The organism is Symbiopectobacterium sp. RP, from assembly GCF_050472005.1.
Lineage (GTDB): Bacteria > Pseudomonadota > Gammaproteobacteria > Enterobacterales > Enterobacteriaceae > Symbiopectobacterium.
Window position 1 is genome coordinate 2,015,732 of the sequence record NZ_JBGOGS010000001.1, and the last position, 17,147, is coordinate 2,032,878.

A 17,147-nucleotide genomic window follows, 5' to 3' on the forward strand; every position below is an offset into this window, starting at 1 on the left:
CGGCGGGTCACCCACATCATGCCGTTAAAAGGCGACGACCGTCAACACAGGCGATAAAAAGGGCGCAGGAAAGCCTTTATAAAGGTTTATAAAGGCCGTCAGGGCGTTCAGGGGTAAACTGACCCGCCTGAACGCCGTAAAACGCACCACGGGCGTTAGCGGCGGGTGGCCCTTTCCAGATAGCGCAGCACTGTATCCAGCAGTTTTTGTTCGGTACCGGGCTGAAGCGCACCCTGCTCATCCACAGGCAGATATGGTCGCGCGGGCAGGGTGACGCGGCGTTGGCGTCCGGCCTTGCCCCCCAGTTGATGTATCCGCGCATAATCGAGATTGCTGCCAAGCGCCGCATGATGGCTACTGTAATCGGTGGTGACACTGCCGCGTAGCTGGCCGCTGGCCGACAAGGTCATGCCCTCTCTAGCCAGGGCGGCCACGGAAGGCTGCCAGGCCGGGTGCCCCTCATCCTCGAAGTTCAGGTCGGTTTCGGTCTTGAGGGTTTCTGCCAAAGCGCGCATCAGCGGCGTCATGTCCTGCCCGGCGAGGCTCAGGTCGCGTAGTGCCTTTGCCAGTTCGCGGGCATCAATCTGAATGTGCATCAGGTCTTTCATGATGGCCCTCGCCACTGTTGACGCGCCAGTGCAGCCAGCGGGCCACCGTAGCGTGCCAGGTCAGGCGCATAAGCACGACCGGGTGTATAGGAAAAGCCGACATCCGGGCTGAGGGTTTTACCGGACGGTAAATGAAACGTGGTCACCGGCTTCATTTCCCCGGTTTTTTCAGAGACCCGTCTGAGCGCCGTCTCCAGTCGACCGGCTGCCGTACCCACCGCCAGTCCGCGCTGGCGAACGTCGTCGGCGGAGAGCGCAATCACGCTGCAGCGACAGCGCCAGCCGTTAGGGGGATAGAAGGTCTGCCAGAACGGATCATCCGCCGGAAAAACCAAACCATGCAGCGCCAGATGGCTTTTGCGCGTGCGGTTATCGCGGATGGCCACGTACATCCAGTAAGGCCGATCATCGATATTGGCCTGCTGCCCGGCCCAGCGTCCGGCGCTGTAGAGCAGGGAGAGATTCGTGCGGTAAATCGTCTCCAGACGCCATGCACTGCCCTGCTGGACGGTGACCGGTTCGCCTGTGACGGGGTCGGTGGTATCGGTTTTCCCCCACCATCCCTTGACCTGTAGCACCGGTGTCAGTTCCTTGTTAAACCACTGCAGGGTCTTGCCTTCCGCCAGGGCTTTTTCCAGTGCCTGGCGGATATCCTCCAGAATATCGAGGCGCATCACTTTCGCCACGGTAAAGGCTTGTGCATGCGCTTCCTGCCACATCTCCTCCCAGTCCCAGGTGATGCGGTAGCCCTTGGCGTTAAGGTAGGCAATGGCGCGGGCAGGCGGCAGGCCAAAACAGACGGCAATGTCGTTACTGTTGAGCACTGAGCCTCCCGGCGATTTTCGCCACAAATAAAATCCGCGCCAGGTGCGCCTGCAGACGGTCAGCCGCCATACGCGGATACATTTCTGCCAGCATGCCCATTAATGCCTGGGGCGACTGGCCCTGTTCGACGGCGGCAAACAGCGGCGCCAGTATCGGCTCCATGACCTTATCCCGTTGCCCGCTGGTTATCAGACGCTCCAGCGCGTGCTCCAGTTCATCCTCTGCCAGCCCGGCTTCTTCGGATTGCGTCTCGGCAAAGGCAGCGTTCGTCAGGGGCGTCATGACCGCAGACTCACGCAGGTCGCCCGGCTGCAGGTTGTACTCACGCATAAAGTATTGCGGGGTAAACAGCGTCGCGGCCTGTGACAGGCTCAAATCGCGTTTGGCCTGGGTCTCGTCAATGGTCTCTTGCGCCCATAGCTCCCATGAGGGCATCGGCACCTCACCGAAGTTAAGCTCCACCATAAACCGCAAGACCTGGTTGATGGCACTCATCACCATGGACGCATCGCCATCTCGGATATCGGCGGCGACTTCCAGTCCGGCCTGCGCTGAGGCGTGCGTGGTCTCTGCTTCGGTGGTCTGGTTTTGACCCAGCAGGGCAATAACGATTTCAGAGCGCGCCAGTTCAATCAGATGGCGATAGATGTCGCTGGAGGCCCCCTTGCCCGCGGATTCAATAATTTCCACCGTGGAATCATTGGGGATCACCGCCACCGCGTCTTCCACCATCTTGTCGAGCGAATCGAGCAGCAGGTCGATTTCCGCATCGGCGGTGCCGCGTGGGTGTTTGCCAACCAGCCAGGGGCTGCCGTACTTCTCGGTAAAGCGCATCCAGAAACGCCAGCCGCCTTTTTTAAACGCCACCGGCCAGAAGCACATCGACAGGTCGGGAAAGCCGTAAGGGTTATCAAAGGTAGCGTCCTGTGTTGCCACCACAAACTTGCGCGGGGGCAATAATTCACCGGCGAGCCCGGCCTGTCTGGCACGAAAGCGCAGCTGGTTGCCGTCATCAAAGCTAAACCACTCCGGCGGTTTGCCGACAATATCACTGACCCGCAGGCGGTCGTGACGTTTGACCCAGGTCAGTTCGGCGGGCTGGTAGCCAAAGAAGGCCGCGTCCAGCAGCTCGCCAATGATGCGGTCGATATCCCAGTCTTCCATCACCTCACGCAGAAAATCTACCACCGCCGGGTCAGCATTACGGGGCGTGAGGCCCCGCTCCAGCGCCTTGACCGCTGATTTACGGCGGCGAATGCTGCTGCCAACTAATGGTTCAGCCCGCAGTTCACGGTAGACGCTGATATCGCGCCCCAGGGATTTAAGGATCACGTCCGGGTTAGGCAACCACTGGGTAAACCCCAGAATGCCTGCCGGGCTGCGCTCGCGCGAGGCAATCGTGCGCATCAGTGGCCGACGCGGATCGGCGAAGGCGACAAATTCGGTCGGCGTGACATAGAGTCCGTGTGCCATTAATAGCCCTCCAGTAATCGGTTAGCCTGCCGGGGGCGGCGAGAGTAAACACGTCCCGGCCCGGTCGGGCTGTCGGCGGCATTGAGCGCCAGAAAACAGGCCCAGGTGCGGTCAGCATGGCCACTGGCATCGCTGTCGGCCACAAAGCGCGGGGCACCGGTCGGGCCGGTCACGCGCGTTAACTTGTGCAGGTCAGCCCGTAACTCCTTGTCACCTTGCGGAATACGCAACCGACGGTCTTCAAAGATTTCTTTGCCGCGCGTGGCCAGCGTGAGCTTATTGCTGGGTGTAAAGAGAACCCCCTCAACGCGATGGGTACCATGACGGCGTTTGGCATCTTCCACCGGCTTTTCACCCATGCCGGTCTGGTCAATGCAGCAACGCAGTACCCGGTAGCGAAAAAAGACCGCATCGAGCAGTGCGTCCTGCTCGGCAAAGGTGGCTCGTTTGCGGGTAATGATGTCGCGCGTCCAGTACACATCGCCCACCTGCTCAATCACCCAAATCACAAACAGGTCATGACGGGTGGCGATATCAACCCCGACAAAGCAGGGGCCCTCGGCATAGTGTTCGGGGATACCCGCCAGGTCATGCTCTACGCCATCAATCAGCGCATAGGAGAGCCAGCTTGATGCTTCATCCAGCCATTTGAGTTCAAACTCCTGCGCCCACGCATCCTCGTCGTTCAGGGCGGCACGCATGTCGGCAATATCGCGCGGCAGCCCTTCACGTACCGCCTGGTAGATATCCACCACATGGCGCGACCAGACGGTATCCAGGGACGCATCGGTCATCAGCTCATAGAATTTGTTGCCTTTGCCGTTCGGGGTGGAAGTGACGCGCAGCCTGTAGCCGTTCGATATCACCGGAAACAGCGCCGTCCAGATTTTGCGGCTGTCGGCATGAAAGGCAAACTCATCGAGAAACACATTGGCGGCAAAGCCGCGCGCCGTATCCGGGTTCGCCGGGAGTGCGGTAATACGCGAGCCGCCGGGCAGCACCGCTTCTAACATCGTGTAACGTTCACCACCACTACCCATCAGGTAACCTTCAAACTCATGCGCCACCAGGCTATAAGCCTGGCAATGCTTTCTGACCCCTTCTTCCATCGCCTCTTTGGCCTGTCGTTCACCGCGCGAGAGAATGACCCAGCGGGTGCGACCGCCACGGGCCTCGGTCTCAAAGCAGTCATCAACCAGCTCCAGCGTGGTGGTAAAGGTTTTGCCGGTCTGGCGGGCAAACTGGCCGATTTTAAAGCGCGACCGGTCGAGGAACCAGCGCTGTTGATAAGGGTAAAGCGGCAGGGCAGCGTTCATTGGATAATCCCGTAAATCTGTTGACGGACACGCTGCACGGTTTCCAGGCTCACGTGGCCTTCGTTGTTTTTGACTTCCTGCTCCAGCTCATCAAGGCGGGCGGCGATTTTCTCACGCACCTCCGCCTGATAGCGTTTGAGACTGACCGACGAGCGGGTCAGGGCAGCAATGCTTTTACCCACTTTGGCTAACAGAGAGGCGCGCTCGGCGGGTTCCATCTCTTCATCACTGGCCTCACGCACGTCGATGAGCGCCGTCAGGATATCGGACTGAATAGTGGCTATAATCGCCTCCGAGCGCTTGTCCTGGTCGTCTTCCGCCCCTTCGGTAATGACGCGTGCCATCTCGGTGGCTTCACGAATGGCGGCAAAGCGTCGCTGTACTTTCTGACCGTAGCGGGAAATCTGCGCCCGACCGATGCTATACCCTTTATCCCGCAGTAACGTCTCCAGCTCCCGGTAGCCACTGAAATTGCGCTCGGTCAGCGCCCGGTCGAGCCATTCACGTACCGATGGGGGTAATACCTCGATATGACTGCGCGGTGCCATCGTCACTCCCTCCAGTACTTCGCTGGACGGGCAATGCCGGGGATATCGTCGGTCACGTATTCCACCAGATTCACCCCTTCCGGCGTCAGCGTGGCCGTCCAGGCACGTGCGGGCGGGCGGGTCAGGCCAACCAGACTTAAGCCCTCAAGGAACAGTAACTCTTTTTGCAGCTCCAGCATGGTCATGTCCGGGTAGAGCGAATGGCCCACATCCCACAGCAGCCGGTCATTGGCCGGATAGGGCCGTGCCTTGTTGACCACCTGCAGTAACACCCAGCGCAACCCTTCGCGGCGCGCCTGTTCGGTATTTATCATCCTTATCCTCCTGCCACCTGACGCAGTTGTATGGTTTCCAGCTTCTGGTAAATCGCGTCAAGCCGGGACTCCACCACCTGCTGATAATGAATAAATTCGTCGCGCCGGACATAACGCGCCGGCACCTCCACTTTGAATTCCAGTACCTCGCGCTCAAGGCGCGACCCTTTATCGGACGCGTCGCGCATCAACCGCTCCAGCGAAGCAAATCGCTCGGCCTGACGCTTTTCGGTCTCACGGATAAACCACCGTGCCAACCCCGCGAGAAAACCCGCCAGCCCAAACAGATAGCTCACCAGTACCCAGAAATCGACTTGCAATGTCATGGTTGTAATCCTTCAATGTGATCCAGTAGCCCGTTTACCTGTGCCCGCCAGACCTGACATTGCTGCCCGTTGGCGGTGATATTGGCGAGGATATCGCGCTGGGTGACCGGACTGGGGCGGAGCGGTTCACCAGCGGACGCAGTGGGCCGGGTCGTGTTGCCAGCGCCGCCGGGAGCGGCGGTAGCACCTGAGGTGTTGGCGTCAGGCACACCGAGGGCGGCGTTGTAGTGCTGCACGAAGCCACGAGTAAATACGCAGGACACAGCATGAGGCTGGCCTTTTTCATCCAGCCAACGTTGGGTAACATCATCTATTTGCCTCTTAAGTTGACGGTTTTCGGCGTTTATTCGTGCAACGTGGGCCAGGTAATTCCGCTCGCTCGTATGGGCAGCAGCAACCTGGCGCGCAAAACGCTGTTGCAGGGCGTGCAGACTTTGCGCGGCCTGCTCGGCGCGCTGTTTTTCCTGAATGGCAAACGCCTCACGCAGCTGACTGATTGTTGCCGCGCAACGGTCGGTTGAGCGAGCTACGCCTTGCGTGTAGCCGTGCCACCAGATGCCCGACAGCAGCGCCATTACCAGCACCCCGCCGAGGCTTTTCAGACTGACTGCACTAAACACAGCTTGCCCCTCCCCAGGTCAGGTAACGCGGTGCCAGGCTTTTTAAAATACGGCGGGGATAATGGCGATTCTCACGCCAGGCACTTGCGCGACGCCCGGCATTGACCCGCTCAATACTGTCAAACCAGCGCCTGCCATCGAACCCCTGACGTTCCGCCAGGCGGCGGTCACGCTGCACCCAGCCCAGGCCACCGTTGTAGGCCGACAGGGTCATCGCCATGCGCTCACAGCTATTCACCGCCGACAAACGTTGCCATAGCCAGTTATCGAAACTCACCACTGCACGTAAACTCCAGCCGGGATTAAGCGGCGCTTTGTCAGCAAGTTCCGGCATTACCTCCCCAATCCATGCCGTGGTCGCGGGCATAAACTGCCCCAACCCCTGCGCCCCGATGTGGTTAGTGATACCCGGCTGCCAGCTGCTTTCGTGCTCAATCTGCGCGGCAAAATCCGCTACCGGCGCATTGAGTCCCCACACCAGCCGGGCGTTGCGTATCAGCGCAGCCCGGTACGGGAGTGCGGCTTGCGGAGTACGGGTGGCATTTGCATCAAAGGCACCCCCCATCAGTAGTATCAGCAAAAAGAACAGCATCATGCCGGGTGGGGTATCGGGGTGTTGGTGGTTATTCATCATCACAGCCCCATTGCCACACTCAGACACACCGCCGCCACAATTACCGCCCGGCGCAGCTGCGCAGCAGCAAACACCTGATGGCAGCCGCCGCGTACCGGATGTCGACCTTGCGCCACCTCCGGGTGGTCATGGTGCAGGTATTGACCGGGACGGGCCTTGGGGAACAGCGAACGGTCAAGCCAGTAACCGACCACCACCGCCAGGGTGATCAAGGCCAGCTTGTAGATCACCACCGGTAATTGCTGCGGTGACACCAGGCCAATCACCAGCAACAGACCGGTAGCGGTCAGTAACCAGCCGCTTAATCGCGGGGTTTTAAATGGCGGTAAGGTCAATTTTTTTCGCGTTTTCATCACAATCTCCCTGAAAATCAGGCAGACAGTGTGACAAGGCAGGTCGCTAAACGCTTTTAAAGCGGTTTACTAGTGGGAGGATGAGGGAACGGTTAGGTTAGATGCAGTAATAGCCCCGAATGGGGCAAGGGAAAAAGCGCGACCCGCCCGGTGCGAGCACACCGGACAGGCCGTCAACACACAGACCCGACCTGTGAGTCAACCGTGGCGCTTTCCGTTCTTGAGGACAGGAAAGGGCTTACACTAATTTCCATTAGTGAAAAAGGCGAACAGTGAATGCAGCAACATTTTTTACCGATACTGCCCTGGATAGGCGGTAAACGGCGACTGGCAAAACAGATTTTACCGCGCTTCCCGGCGCATACCTGCTACGTGGAGCCATTTTGTGGCGCGGCGGCGCTCTTCTTTATGAAGTTACCCAGTAAGGCGGAGGTGATTAACGATATCAACGGCGAGCTGGTCAATCTCTATCGGGTGCTGAAACACCATCTGGAAGAGTTTATGCGCCAGTTTAAATGGGCGCTGGTCAGCCGGGCGATGTATCAATGGTTAAACATTACGCCGACCGAGACCTTAACCGATAGGAAGCCGCGCGGCCTGTTTCTATTACCTGCAAAAACAGGCGTTCGGCGGTAAAGTCGCCGAACACACCTTCGGCATTGCCACCACCAGAGGGCCACGCCTGAACCTGCTACGCATGGAAGAGGAGCTGTCGCTCGCTCATCTGCGATTGTCACGCACCACCATTGAACAAATCGATTGGTCAACCTGCATTGCCCGTTATGACCGTCCGCACACGCTCTTTTACTGTGACCCGCCGTATTGGGGTACTGAGGGCTATGGCGTGGATTTTGATCTGGCAGAATATGAAAAACTGGCGGACATGGGACGCGATCTCGCCGGAATGATGATCATCTCAGTCAATGATATTCCGCAGATGCGGGACGTGTTTCAGGGTTTTGCGATGGAGAGCGTCCCGATTCGGTATAGCCTCAACAGCAATCAGCCCACCCAGCGACGTGAGCTGATTATTACCGTTAAATAACCCCTTTCGCGGCCACGGATAGGGAAGGTTAAGCGTGGTGACGAGCGGCTTTTTTCTCAGACAAGGCAGATATCGTGCGCTGGACGATATCCCGTGACTCACTGGGAATATGCCTAAACGCTGTCAGCAAGTTAGCTTCCTCCTCATCCCTCACCACATCGAGTGCACTGGCTTCATCACTGCGCTCACCAGTGATCAAGTAATTAACATCAACTCCTAATGCTTTAGCGGATACCAGATAAGCCGCATCAGGATGACGTTCGCTTTTTTCGTAATTGTACTGGGTGAGTTTTTTGACCCCACAGCGTTCGGCGAAGATTTCTTGGCTAAGCCCCAATCGCAGACGCTCGGATTTGAGGCGATCTCCCACGCCTTCCAGCGTCAGCGTGACCCACTGCTGGGTATCGAGCGGGGCCTGTTCATTGCTTGTGGTAGTCGACGAGATCTTGCCGGTCAATTTCTGGCTTAGCTGTTGCAGTTGCTTCTCTTTTTCTGCTACCAGTTGTTGGCTGCGCTTAAGGGCTGCTTCATCTTTACGTAACGCTGCCCGCAATTCCCGCACTGACATCCGGTCAACCTCATCGAGCGTCAGGCCCGCGATGGTGCCGCCTTCTGCAAGTTCGGCCAGATCTTCATCGTCTTCGGTCATCAGTTCAAAGAGTTTAGCTTTCCCCAAATGGGCAAGCGTTTGCCCATTTGATTGCAAGGCTGGAGATGTATATTTTAAAGCGGCTTTCATGATCAAGCTGGCAGTTCTCCGTGCCATGCCTAATTTTTCAGTAACAATTTTTATAAACTCCCCATGCGGTTCATTCTCTTTAAGAATAATCAGTCGCTTGCCAGCCTCCAGCATGGCTTCGGCACTCTGTGCCATATAAAAGCGCGCTTCATGCACAATTCTTTCCCTTTCATAGGGTAGCCCATCGCCGAAACGCGCCATCACCTCTTGCTGGGCGTTGTTTTCTGCATTTTTTTCAGGGTATGCAATTGCCCCCCCCCCCCCCCGCAATCGTGATATTGTCCGCCGTGCTTAAAGACAGGCTGGTTGCCGCTTTTTTCTTTGCCATACAGGTCTCCTTTAGGCCGATAACAGTCAGTGGTTTTTTATTGTGATAAAGAATATATAAAAACAAACAAAAAAGACTTTACATTATTTTGCATGCCAATGTATATTTATTTTAACTTTTCATAACGGAGGTAAAACAATGTCACTACAACACCCCGCCGACTTTAAACGCTGTTTTTATGACCATGTCTATCAGCACTATCCCTCCATGAGAGCATGGGCCAAGACAAACGGTTTTAACCACAATCACGTATCCATGCTACTAAATGGTCACTGCCAGGGCTGGCGCGGGGAAGTGCGCAAAATCAGACAGGCGATTGAACAGATAATGGGGAAACCCATGCCATCGGGCAAAAAGCGCCATAAAAAATAACATTCGCCTGTTTCACTGACGGTATCACAATTTCCATGAATGAAAAAGAGGCTCTCCGATGAAAAACACCTTATCGCTCCATGCTTCTTCACGCACACGGCGGGCGCTGCGTATGTTGAAAGCCATGAAAGGGCATTACCGCGACGGCCTGTCCAATAAAGCCCTGGCGGCGCTTATCAATGACTCACCGGCCAATATCAGTCGCACCCTGCCGTTTTTAGTGGAAGAAGGCATGATTGAACAACGCCCCAATGGGCACTATGCCCTTGGTGAGGAATTGATACAGATTGCCCTGGCCTTTTTTGATGAAACCGAACGCGCACAAATCAAGATGGCCGAAAGACGTGGGCGCTGCGTAGCCTCACCGTCAAAACTGTAAGAGGAAAAAATAATGGGTAGGAAAGCATTACCGATGACGGCTGAAATTGCCCCCGAACAGCCTTTGACACCGGATTTAATGAACAACCTTAACGCCCTGGCTGAGCATCAGCAGGCCATCATGGAAAAGTACGGTGAGGGCCTGCCCTATCAGCGTGAGCGCATTGTACATGAGGCGCGCTTCTATATGGCACAGAGTGCCGAAGCCATGCTGGAGGCTGGCAAGCGACTGATTATTCTTAAAGAGAATGAACCGCATGGGGAGTTTATAAAAATTGTTACTGAAAAATTAGGCATGGCACGGAGAACTGCCAGCTTGATCATGAAAGCCGCTTTAAAATATACATCTCCAGCCTTGCAATCAAATGGGCAAACGCTTGCCCATTTGGGGAAAGCTAAACTCTTTGAACTGATGACCGAAGACGATGAAGATCTGGCCGAACTTGCAGAAGGCGGCACCATCGTGGGCCTGACGCTGGATGACATTGATCGCATGTCAGTGCGTGAACTAAAGGCAAAACTGCGCGAAACCCGTGACAGCCTGGAAGCGAGCCGCCGCTTAGCCAACGAAAAAGACCAAAAAATCAATGAGCTGAGTGAAAACCGCCTACTTAATCAGCATCGCCCGTTAGGGGAAGAAGGCATCCGCCAGTTACGCGAAGAAATTGGCCTGGTGGGCTTTGATGTCAAGGCCATATTAATGGGCCGCTTTCGGGAAGGGCTGGAAAAACTGAGCAGCCACAGTGGCGATATGACTTCTCACGCCGACTATTTAGCCGGCTTGCTTAATGATATTGAGTTTGAAATCAATGCATTACGTAGCGATTTTGCCTTGCCCTACCACACGGTGTCAGAGGCAGTACCTGACTGGGTAAAAGACGATGCCGATGCCGACGATGCCGATTTTCAGTTACCTGAGCACTTGCGTGGTACTGGTGAAGATAACGGTGAGGAGGTGGTGCAATGAACCCCATCCTGACCGAACGCGTACTGGCGATTGCCCAAGCCGCCGAAAAAGCCGGGCATGGCGGTAAAGACGCGGTTTATCAGACAGGTTGCCAGGCACTCGGCATTTCCCGGGCGACTCTGCTGCGAAAAATCAAACAGGTAAGCGCTAAATCGCCGCGCAAGCAGCGGGGGGATTATGGCACCAGCGCCCTGACCCGTGAGGAAGCCCTGCAGATATCCGGCGTGATGATGGCCTCTCATCGCAAAAACGGAAAGCGCCTTTACAGCCTGGAGCAGGCGGTTAATGACCTGCGGGCCAATAACCTGATTAATGCCGGGTATATTGATAACGAGACCGGCGAGTGGTTCCCCCTGTCGGTGGATGCCATCAGCCGGGCGCTGTACCGTTATCGCCTGCACCCCAACCAGTTAGGCGCACCTGCCCCTTGCGTCCAGCTAAAAACCGACCATCCCAATCATGTCTGGCAACTGGATGCGTCGCTGTGTGTGCTCTATTACCTGAAAAATCCCGCCAAAGGTCGCACTACGCGCGATAGCGGCCTGCGCATGATGAGTGAGGCGGAGTTTAACAAGAACAAGCCAAAAAATCTGGCGCGAGTAGTCAACGACCGCGTCTGGTCATTTGAGCTGACCGACCATACCAGTGGCTGGATTTATGCCGAGTACCGCTTCGGTGGCGAAACGACAGAAAACTTTACCGATGTGCTGATTAATGCCATGCAGGAGCGCGGTAGAGCCGACGTGCTGCATGGCGTGCCACGCATTCTTTATACCGACCCCGGTTGCGCGCTGGTCTCGTCCACCATGCGCAACCTGTGTCAAACCCTCGGTATTCAACTTATCGCCCATAAAGCCGGTAATGCCCGCGCCACCGGCTCAGTGGAAAAGGCGCGCGACATTCTCGAGTGCCATTTTGAATCCGGCCTGCGGTTTGTGCAAGTCAATCATATTGATGAACTGAACCGCCGGGTCGGGTTGTGGCGTAAAAAATATAACCGTACCGCGTTGCATCGGCGTACTGGCATGACCCGCACCGACTGCTGGCTGCGTATTACCCCTGGACAGTTAATCAAGGCACCGCCTGTTGACGTCTGCCGCGAACTGGCGGTGAGTCTGCCGGAAAACCGTAAGGTCACGACGCATCTTCGCGTATCGTTCAGGGGCAGTGAATACGATGTACGGCAAGTCCCCGGCGTTTGCGTGGGCGACACCGTACAGATAGTGCGCAACCCCTGGCGCGACAGTGAAGCGCAGGTGGTCATGATGAATGAAGACGGACAGGAAACTTTCTGCCGGGTGCCGGAAGTGGCGAAAGACGATTACGGTTTTGCCCTCAATGCCCCGACACTCGGTGAATCGTTCAAGGCATTACCCCACACCACGGCGCAACACCATCTGGCCGAAGTTGAACAGACCCTGTATGGCACCTCTACGGCGGGGGAAACTGCCGCCGCGCAAAAAGCCAACGCCTTACCCTTTGGTGGGCGCTTTAACCCTTATCTTGACAATGAACGCGATACCCCACCCATTTACCTCCCCAAACAGGGGCAGGTATCTACGGTTTGTGCCCCCCGTTTTGAAGAGCGTTTAAACCCGGTCGTGGTGGTGCAACGCCTGCGGGCACGTTTTCAGGCGGCGGGCAAGACCTGGCGCAGTGAATTTTACACCACGCTAACCCAGCGCTTCCCGGACGGCATCCCCGCTGAGCAGGTCGACGCGCTGGGTGATGAACTGATGGCCCAGTCCACCGAGGTGGTGGTTAGCCTCGCCAGTCACGGTTAACGGGAGGCCATCATGCTGAAACTTAAGACTCTATTACAACAACACAATCTGACCCAGGCGGCACTGGCCCGGGCGCTTGACCTTTCCGAGGCGACGCTGGCGCAGATAGTCAACCACCACCAGTGGCCGAAACAGGACACCGACGCGCTAAAACACCGTATTCGGGCCTGGCTGCGTGACCAGGGTATCCCGGCGGACGACTGCTTTGACGGTGTCACGCCTGACGGCAAGGAAAATCGTACACCACCCAGCAACGAGGAAGACACCATGTTACTGAAAAAACAGGTATTAACCCCTGCCACGAAAAAGCATTTTGGGCTGTTTCGCGCCCCGTTTGATGACCAGGCCATGCAGGGGCATGAAGATGTGTTTTTAACCCCTGAAAGCCGTTATGTGCGCGAGGCGTTGTACCAGACCGCCCGTTATGGTGGCTTTATCGCGGTTATCGGTGAATCCGGCTCGGGCAAAAGCACCCTGAGACGTGACCTGGTTGACCGGATTAACCGGGAAAGTGCCCCGGTCGTCGTGATTGAGCCGTACGTGCTGGCGATGGAAGACAACGACCATCAGGGTAAAACCCTGAAAGCCGCCAGCCTCGCCGAGGCTATTGTCCATACCCTGGCCCCACTGGAAAAACTCAAACGCTCGCCGGAGGCCCGCTTTCGTCAGCTACACCGGGTATTAAAAGACAGCAGCCGTGCTGGGTACAGCCATGTGCTGGTGATTGAAGAAGCCCATGCCTTGCCCATACCGACTCTAAAACACCTTAAACGCTTCTTTGAGCTGGAAGACGGCTTTAAAAAACTGCTGTCCATCGTGCTGCTGGGACAACCCGAGCTGGGCGACAAGTTATCTGAGCGCCTGTTAGCGGTCAGGGAAGTGGTACAGCGCTGCGAAGTGATTGACCTGCCGCCACTGGATGAACACCTGACGGCGTTTCTTGATTTCAAGTTTAAACGCGTCGGCGGCGACATGAACAACGTTCTCGGCCCGGATGCAATACCGGCACTACGCCAACGCCTAAGCTGGGTGCGCCCAAAAAAAGACACGTCGCTCAGCCTGCTTTATCCCCTGGCCATCGGCAATCTGGTGACCGCCGCCATGAACCTGGCCGCGCAAAACGCCATCCCGGTTATTGACGCCAATATTATTCACAGTGTGCATTAAAAGGAGGCTTTTATGCTGACCCCCGCCGTGACCATAAAAAACCCGTCAGCGATGACCTACCAAGCCATTCAGGAGCAGTTCAGGCAATGCCTGGCTGTGATGGACAACCTCAGCCAGGAAGGTTTTACCGTCAGTCAGTTTACCGTTGATGGCTATAGCCGTCCGACCATTACCCTGCGGCATGACCGACGGTGTGATGCCTTACATAAAAAGGGGCATGCCGTTCGCTATGCCCTGGGTACCGATCATCAGGGCCGCTGGGAAAAATACCAGTTCCTGCAAGATAACTGCCGAATCACCTGGGAGGTACGTTAACCATGACAACACGCCCTGTCCGTATTACCGCTCGCCAATCGGTTTATCTGGCAAAAACCGTTGATATTCCCCAAGAGGAATATGAAACCTATTTATCGATTTGCGAAAACTGCCGTGATTTTAATGAACAAGATTGCTGTCTTGGTGAAATTGCGGCCCGATATCGAATTAACGTATTTGAGCATATTCAACACACTGACGCCCTTGAAGACATTATTTTCGAGTGCGTTTAATTCCCACTATTTTTAATTAACAGGTAAAAAACATGACCAAGAAAAAAACGCGGATTAAAGCCGCGGCGGGTGCCTGCACGCCGCAAACCCGGGAGCGGGTGATAAGCGATATTAAAAAACTGGGCGATACCCAGCGGGAAATGACCCGACTGGAGACGCAGATTAACGATGAAATTGCGCGCTTAACCCATCAACATGCTGCTGATATTGAAGCCATGAAAGCCCGCATCACCCTGTTGCAAAGAGGTATCCAGACTTGGTGTGAAGCCAACCGTGAGGGGTTGACCCAAAACGGAAAAACCAAAACCGCCAACCTGATAACCGGCGAGGTGTCATGGCGTAACCGCCCGCCGTCCGTTTCGCTCAAAGGGATGGACGATATCCTGCAGGCGCTGGAAGAAAACGGACAACACCACTGCATTATTCGCAAGGCACAGGTGGATAAAAATGCCCTGCTAAAAAATCAGGATACCATCAGGCACCTTAATATTCGCGGCATTACGTTTCGTAACCAGCTTGAGGATTTCATTATTACCCCCTTTGAGCAGGAGGTGCAGTAATGCGCGCCTGGTATAACGACACTGACCCCTATGTGGGGCAGTGGCTGCGAAACCTGATGGCCGCCGGGCATATTGCGCCTGGTGATGTCGATGAACGTTCAATCGAGGAGATTAAACCCGATGAGTTACAGAGCTACACCCAGTGTCATTTCTTCGCCGGAATCGGCACCTGGTCATACGCCCTGCGAAAAGTGTGCTGGCCCGATGATAAACCCGTGTGGACAGGCAGTTGTCCGTGCCAGCCTTTCAGCCCGGCAGGCAAGGGAAAGGGATTTGCTGACGAGCGGCGCTTATGGCCCGCGTTCTTCCACCTCATCCAGCAGTGCAAACCTGACGTTATCTTTGGTGAGCAGGTTGCAAGCCCTGACGGACTCGCTTGGCTCGACCTTGTACAGATTGACCTGGAAGCAGAGAACTACGCCACAGCAGCGCTTGATTTATGCGCTGCGGGCTTCGGTGCGCCGCACAGCCGACAACGACTTTACTGGGTGGCCGACGCCCACTACGCGGGACGGAAAGGATGGCAGGGAATGCCCGAATGTGCCGCTCAATGCCCTACTGGGGAGGGTGGTGTGGTTAACGGGCTGGCCAACACCGACCGCCGGCAACACGAAAAATGCCTATCAGGACTGGAAGAAGGTTTTAGCATGGAAACGCCCAGGGAGACAGTCCAATTTACAAGACGTTGCCTGTCTGACAGGAGGGTCGCCAATGACGCCACCTGTCCGACTCACGGCTTCTGGCGAGAGGCTGACTGGCTCTGCTGCCGGGATGGAAAATGGCGGCCAGTTGAACCCGGCACACGCCCGCTGGCTGATGGGATTACCAACAGAGTGGGACGACTGCGCGCCTACGGTAATACCCTCAATGCGCCACAGGCCCACAACTTCATAGCTGCCTGCATGCACGCCCTCACCCAGGACACCGCTAAAACAATCCCACCGTCAGACGTCATTATTACGCCCTTTGAGCAGGAGGTCAGTGCATGAGCTATCAGGAAATAAAACATCTGCGCCGTCAGATTGAAAAACGCCTTAACCGTGCCATGCATCATCTTCAGGCAGACCATTCTGCCGCCGCGTATTGTGAATTTCAACATGCCTTCGAGATATTGGCCGAACTCATCGTCACAGTAGATAAGGAAAACACGTTATGAGTATTACCTGCATCAGCTGCCATCAGGCAACCCGACACCTGAATCCTACCCAGGCAGAGATTACTCAACAACCGGAAAGCGGCGAGTGGGGGATTGACCTCATCCTGGCCTGCCCCCATTGCGGACAGCAATATGGTGCCTGGGTACTTAACTGGGATATTCATCCTTTAACGGGTATGAGGGCAAAGATGACCTCAACATCAATCCCACCCCATCATCAAACGCACGAAGGAAATAAACCATGAACCTTAACCTTTGGTTAGTTTTTTAGGCGTTGCCTTGCTGAGTGCCGTATTACCGGGTGCAGGCGCTATCCTCACCCTTAAGCATGCCTTCCAGCGGGGATGGCGCAAGACATTACCCCTGATCGCCGGTCAGGCAACAGCATTAGCCTTGATGGTGCCGATTGTGACACTGGGTGCTGAGGCATTGCGCGCCTCAGCAATAGCCTGGTTCTTGTTGAAAGGCATTAGCGTACTTTGGTTGCTGTTTGCTGCATACCGAACCTGGCGCGCAACGGTTCTGCTGGGGTTTTCTGACCGATATCACCAACGCCAAAGCGCTCGCTTTCCTGCTTGCTACCCTGCCGGTCTTTCTTAATCCGGCCCAACCGTTAGGGCCACAAATTACCCTCATGACCTTGACAATGGTGATGGTCGATGCGCTGACGATGACGCTCTACGCGCTCATTGCCACCCGCTTACGGCCTTATTTTCAATCGCCAGAAACACGTCAACAACAAAACCGCCTGTTTGCCGGTTTCCTGGTGTTCATTGCGGTCAGCATTTGTTTTATTGAACACACGACCTTAATTCAGTGAAAAAGGATAAATTATCATGTGGATATTAATTTTAGCCCTATACGCCAATCCCTATGCCGGTAATGCTTTTTCGACGCTGCATACACAAGAGTTTGACACGGCAACTGCCTGTCAACAGGCCGCCAAACAGTTCGCAGAAAAATTTGAAACGTTCAAGGATATTGATGCCAGGGCGATTTGCGTGAAGAAGTCATAGCAGAAAATAGGCGTACAATTCATTCAATTGTATAATAACGATATTCATTTTATAATCCTTCAAAACCCGA

22 protein-coding genes and 2 pseudogenes are annotated in these 17,147 nt (G+C 55.5%); 13 read left to right on the plus strand and 11 right to left on the minus strand.

Annotation, left to right across the window (positions count from 1 at the left end; translation table 11 throughout):
- Positions 1 to 155 precede the first annotated feature (155 nt).
- Genes ACD630_RS13540 through ACD630_RS13585 form a run of 10 tightly spaced genes read right to left on the minus strand, consistent with a single transcriptional unit; the run spans position 156 to position 7,017 of the window.
- Complete coding sequence (locus ACD630_RS13540) at positions 156 to 608, minus strand: phage virion morphogenesis protein (protein ID WP_430359339.1); 453 nt, start codon at positions 606 to 608, stop codon at positions 156 to 158.
- Positions 605 to 1,432, minus strand: coding sequence for a phage minor head protein (locus tag ACD630_RS13545; RefSeq protein WP_430359340.1), 828 nt, complete (start codon positions 1,430 to 1,432; stop codon positions 605 to 607). The genes ACD630_RS13540 and ACD630_RS13545 overlap by 4 nt, the downstream gene beginning before the upstream one ends.
- Positions 1,419 to 2,906: a DUF935 domain-containing protein gene (locus tag ACD630_RS13550; RefSeq protein WP_430359341.1), complete on the minus strand. Its 1,488-nt coding sequence runs from the start codon at positions 2,904 to 2,906 to the stop codon at positions 1,419 to 1,421. Before ACD630_RS13550 ends, ACD630_RS13545 begins: the two co-directional genes overlap by 14 nt.
- Positions 2,906 to 4,222, minus strand: coding sequence for a terminase large subunit domain-containing protein (locus ACD630_RS13555; RefSeq protein WP_430359342.1), 1,317 nt, complete (start codon positions 4,220 to 4,222; stop codon positions 2,906 to 2,908). The genes ACD630_RS13550 and ACD630_RS13555 overlap by 1 nt, the downstream gene beginning before the upstream one ends.
- Entirely contained in the window at positions 4,219 to 4,770 is a 552-nt protein-coding gene (locus ACD630_RS13560; protein WP_430359343.1) for a DUF3486 family protein, read from the minus strand. The genes ACD630_RS13555 and ACD630_RS13560 overlap by 4 nt, the downstream gene beginning before the upstream one ends.
- 2 nt (positions 4,771 to 4,772) lie before the next feature.
- Positions 4,773 to 5,084: a hypothetical protein gene (locus ACD630_RS13565; RefSeq protein WP_430359344.1), complete on the minus strand. Its 312-nt coding sequence runs from the start codon at positions 5,082 to 5,084 to the stop codon at positions 4,773 to 4,775.
- 2 nt (positions 5,085 to 5,086) lie between these two features.
- Positions 5,087 to 5,410 (minus strand): hypothetical protein, encoded by a 324-nt coding sequence (locus ACD630_RS13570; RefSeq protein WP_430359345.1) that lies wholly within the window; start codon positions 5,408 to 5,410, stop codon positions 5,087 to 5,089.
- Positions 5,407 to 6,030, minus strand: a complete 624-nt coding sequence (locus ACD630_RS13575; RefSeq protein WP_430359346.1) for a hypothetical protein — start codon at positions 6,028 to 6,030, stop codon at positions 5,407 to 5,409. The genes ACD630_RS13570 and ACD630_RS13575 overlap by 4 nt, the downstream gene beginning before the upstream one ends.
- Positions 6,023 to 6,661 carry a transglycosylase SLT domain-containing protein gene (locus ACD630_RS13580; RefSeq protein WP_430360043.1) on the minus strand — a complete coding sequence of 213 codons (639 nt, stop codon included), beginning with the start codon at positions 6,659 to 6,661 and terminating at the stop codon, positions 6,023 to 6,025. Before ACD630_RS13580 ends, ACD630_RS13575 begins: the two co-directional genes overlap by 8 nt.
- A gap of 2 nt (positions 6,662 to 6,663) precedes the next feature.
- Positions 6,664 to 7,017 (minus strand): putative holin, encoded by a 354-nt coding sequence (locus ACD630_RS13585; RefSeq protein WP_430359347.1) that lies wholly within the window; start codon positions 7,015 to 7,017, stop codon positions 6,664 to 6,666.
- A 276-nt stretch (positions 7,018 to 7,293) separates the two neighbouring features.
- Between ACD630_RS13585 and ACD630_RS13590 the strand changes: the two are divergent.
- A pseudogene (locus ACD630_RS13590) lies at positions 7,294 to 8,062 on the plus strand (DNA adenine methylase).
- A gap of 28 nt (positions 8,063 to 8,090) precedes the next feature.
- On the opposite strand, the gene ACD630_RS13595 reads toward ACD630_RS13590, so the two are convergent.
- Positions 8,091 to 9,002 (minus strand): DUF3102 domain-containing protein, encoded by a 912-nt coding sequence (locus ACD630_RS13595; protein WP_430360044.1) that lies wholly within the window; start codon positions 9,000 to 9,002, stop codon positions 8,091 to 8,093.
- 265 nt (positions 9,003 to 9,267) lie between these two features.
- On the opposite strand from ACD630_RS13595, the gene ACD630_RS13600 reads away from it, so the two are divergent.
- From ACD630_RS13600 to ACD630_RS13655, 12 genes and pseudogenes are all read left to right on the plus strand, one after another.
- Entirely contained in the window at positions 9,268 to 9,501 is a 234-nt protein-coding gene (locus ACD630_RS13600; RefSeq protein WP_430359348.1) for a hypothetical protein, read from the plus strand.
- Positions 9,502 to 9,559: 58 nt separating this feature from the next.
- A complete protein-coding gene (locus ACD630_RS13605) occupies positions 9,560 to 9,880 on the plus strand; it encodes an IclR family transcriptional regulator (RefSeq protein ID WP_430359349.1) in 321 nt (106 codons plus the stop codon).
- A 12-nt stretch (positions 9,881 to 9,892) separates the two neighbouring features.
- Positions 9,893 to 10,846, plus strand: a complete 954-nt coding sequence (locus ACD630_RS13610; RefSeq protein WP_430359350.1) for a DUF3102 domain-containing protein — start codon at positions 9,893 to 9,895, stop codon at positions 10,844 to 10,846.
- Positions 10,843 to 12,630 (plus strand): integrase catalytic domain-containing protein, encoded by a 1,788-nt coding sequence (locus tag ACD630_RS13615; protein ID WP_430359351.1) that lies wholly within the window; start codon positions 10,843 to 10,845, stop codon positions 12,628 to 12,630. Before ACD630_RS13610 ends, ACD630_RS13615 begins: the two co-directional genes overlap by 4 nt.
- A gap of 12 nt (positions 12,631 to 12,642) precedes the next feature.
- Positions 12,643 to 13,797: an AAA family ATPase gene (locus ACD630_RS13620; protein WP_430359352.1), complete on the plus strand. Its 1,155-nt coding sequence runs from the start codon at positions 12,643 to 12,645 to the stop codon at positions 13,795 to 13,797.
- A gap of 12 nt (positions 13,798 to 13,809) precedes the next feature.
- Positions 13,810 to 14,112 carry a hypothetical protein gene (locus ACD630_RS13625; RefSeq protein WP_430359353.1) on the plus strand — a complete coding sequence of 101 codons (303 nt, stop codon included), beginning with the start codon at positions 13,810 to 13,812 and terminating at the stop codon, positions 14,110 to 14,112.
- 2 nt (positions 14,113 to 14,114) lie between these two features.
- Positions 14,115 to 14,345 (plus strand): hypothetical protein, encoded by a 231-nt coding sequence (locus ACD630_RS13630; RefSeq protein ID WP_430359354.1) that lies wholly within the window; start codon positions 14,115 to 14,117, stop codon positions 14,343 to 14,345.
- Between the two features lie 32 nt (positions 14,346 to 14,377).
- Positions 14,378 to 14,905, plus strand: a complete 528-nt coding sequence (locus ACD630_RS13635) for a host-nuclease inhibitor Gam family protein (protein ID WP_430359355.1) — start codon at positions 14,378 to 14,380, stop codon at positions 14,903 to 14,905.
- Entirely contained in the window at positions 14,905 to 15,894 is a 990-nt protein-coding gene (locus tag ACD630_RS13640) for a DNA cytosine methyltransferase (RefSeq protein ID WP_430359356.1), read from the plus strand. Before ACD630_RS13635 ends, ACD630_RS13640 begins: the two co-directional genes overlap by 1 nt.
- Complete coding sequence (locus ACD630_RS13645; protein ID WP_430359357.1) at positions 15,891 to 16,061, plus strand: hypothetical protein; 171 nt, start codon at positions 15,891 to 15,893, stop codon at positions 16,059 to 16,061. Before ACD630_RS13640 ends, ACD630_RS13645 begins: the two co-directional genes overlap by 4 nt.
- Before the next feature lie 279 nt (positions 16,062 to 16,340).
- A pseudogene (locus ACD630_RS13650) lies at positions 16,341 to 16,881 on the plus strand (LysE family translocator).
- Between the two features lie 16 nt (positions 16,882 to 16,897).
- Positions 16,898 to 17,077, plus strand: coding sequence for a hypothetical protein (locus ACD630_RS13655; RefSeq protein WP_430359358.1), 180 nt, complete (start codon positions 16,898 to 16,900; stop codon positions 17,075 to 17,077).
- Positions 17,078 to 17,147 lie beyond the last annotated feature (70 nt).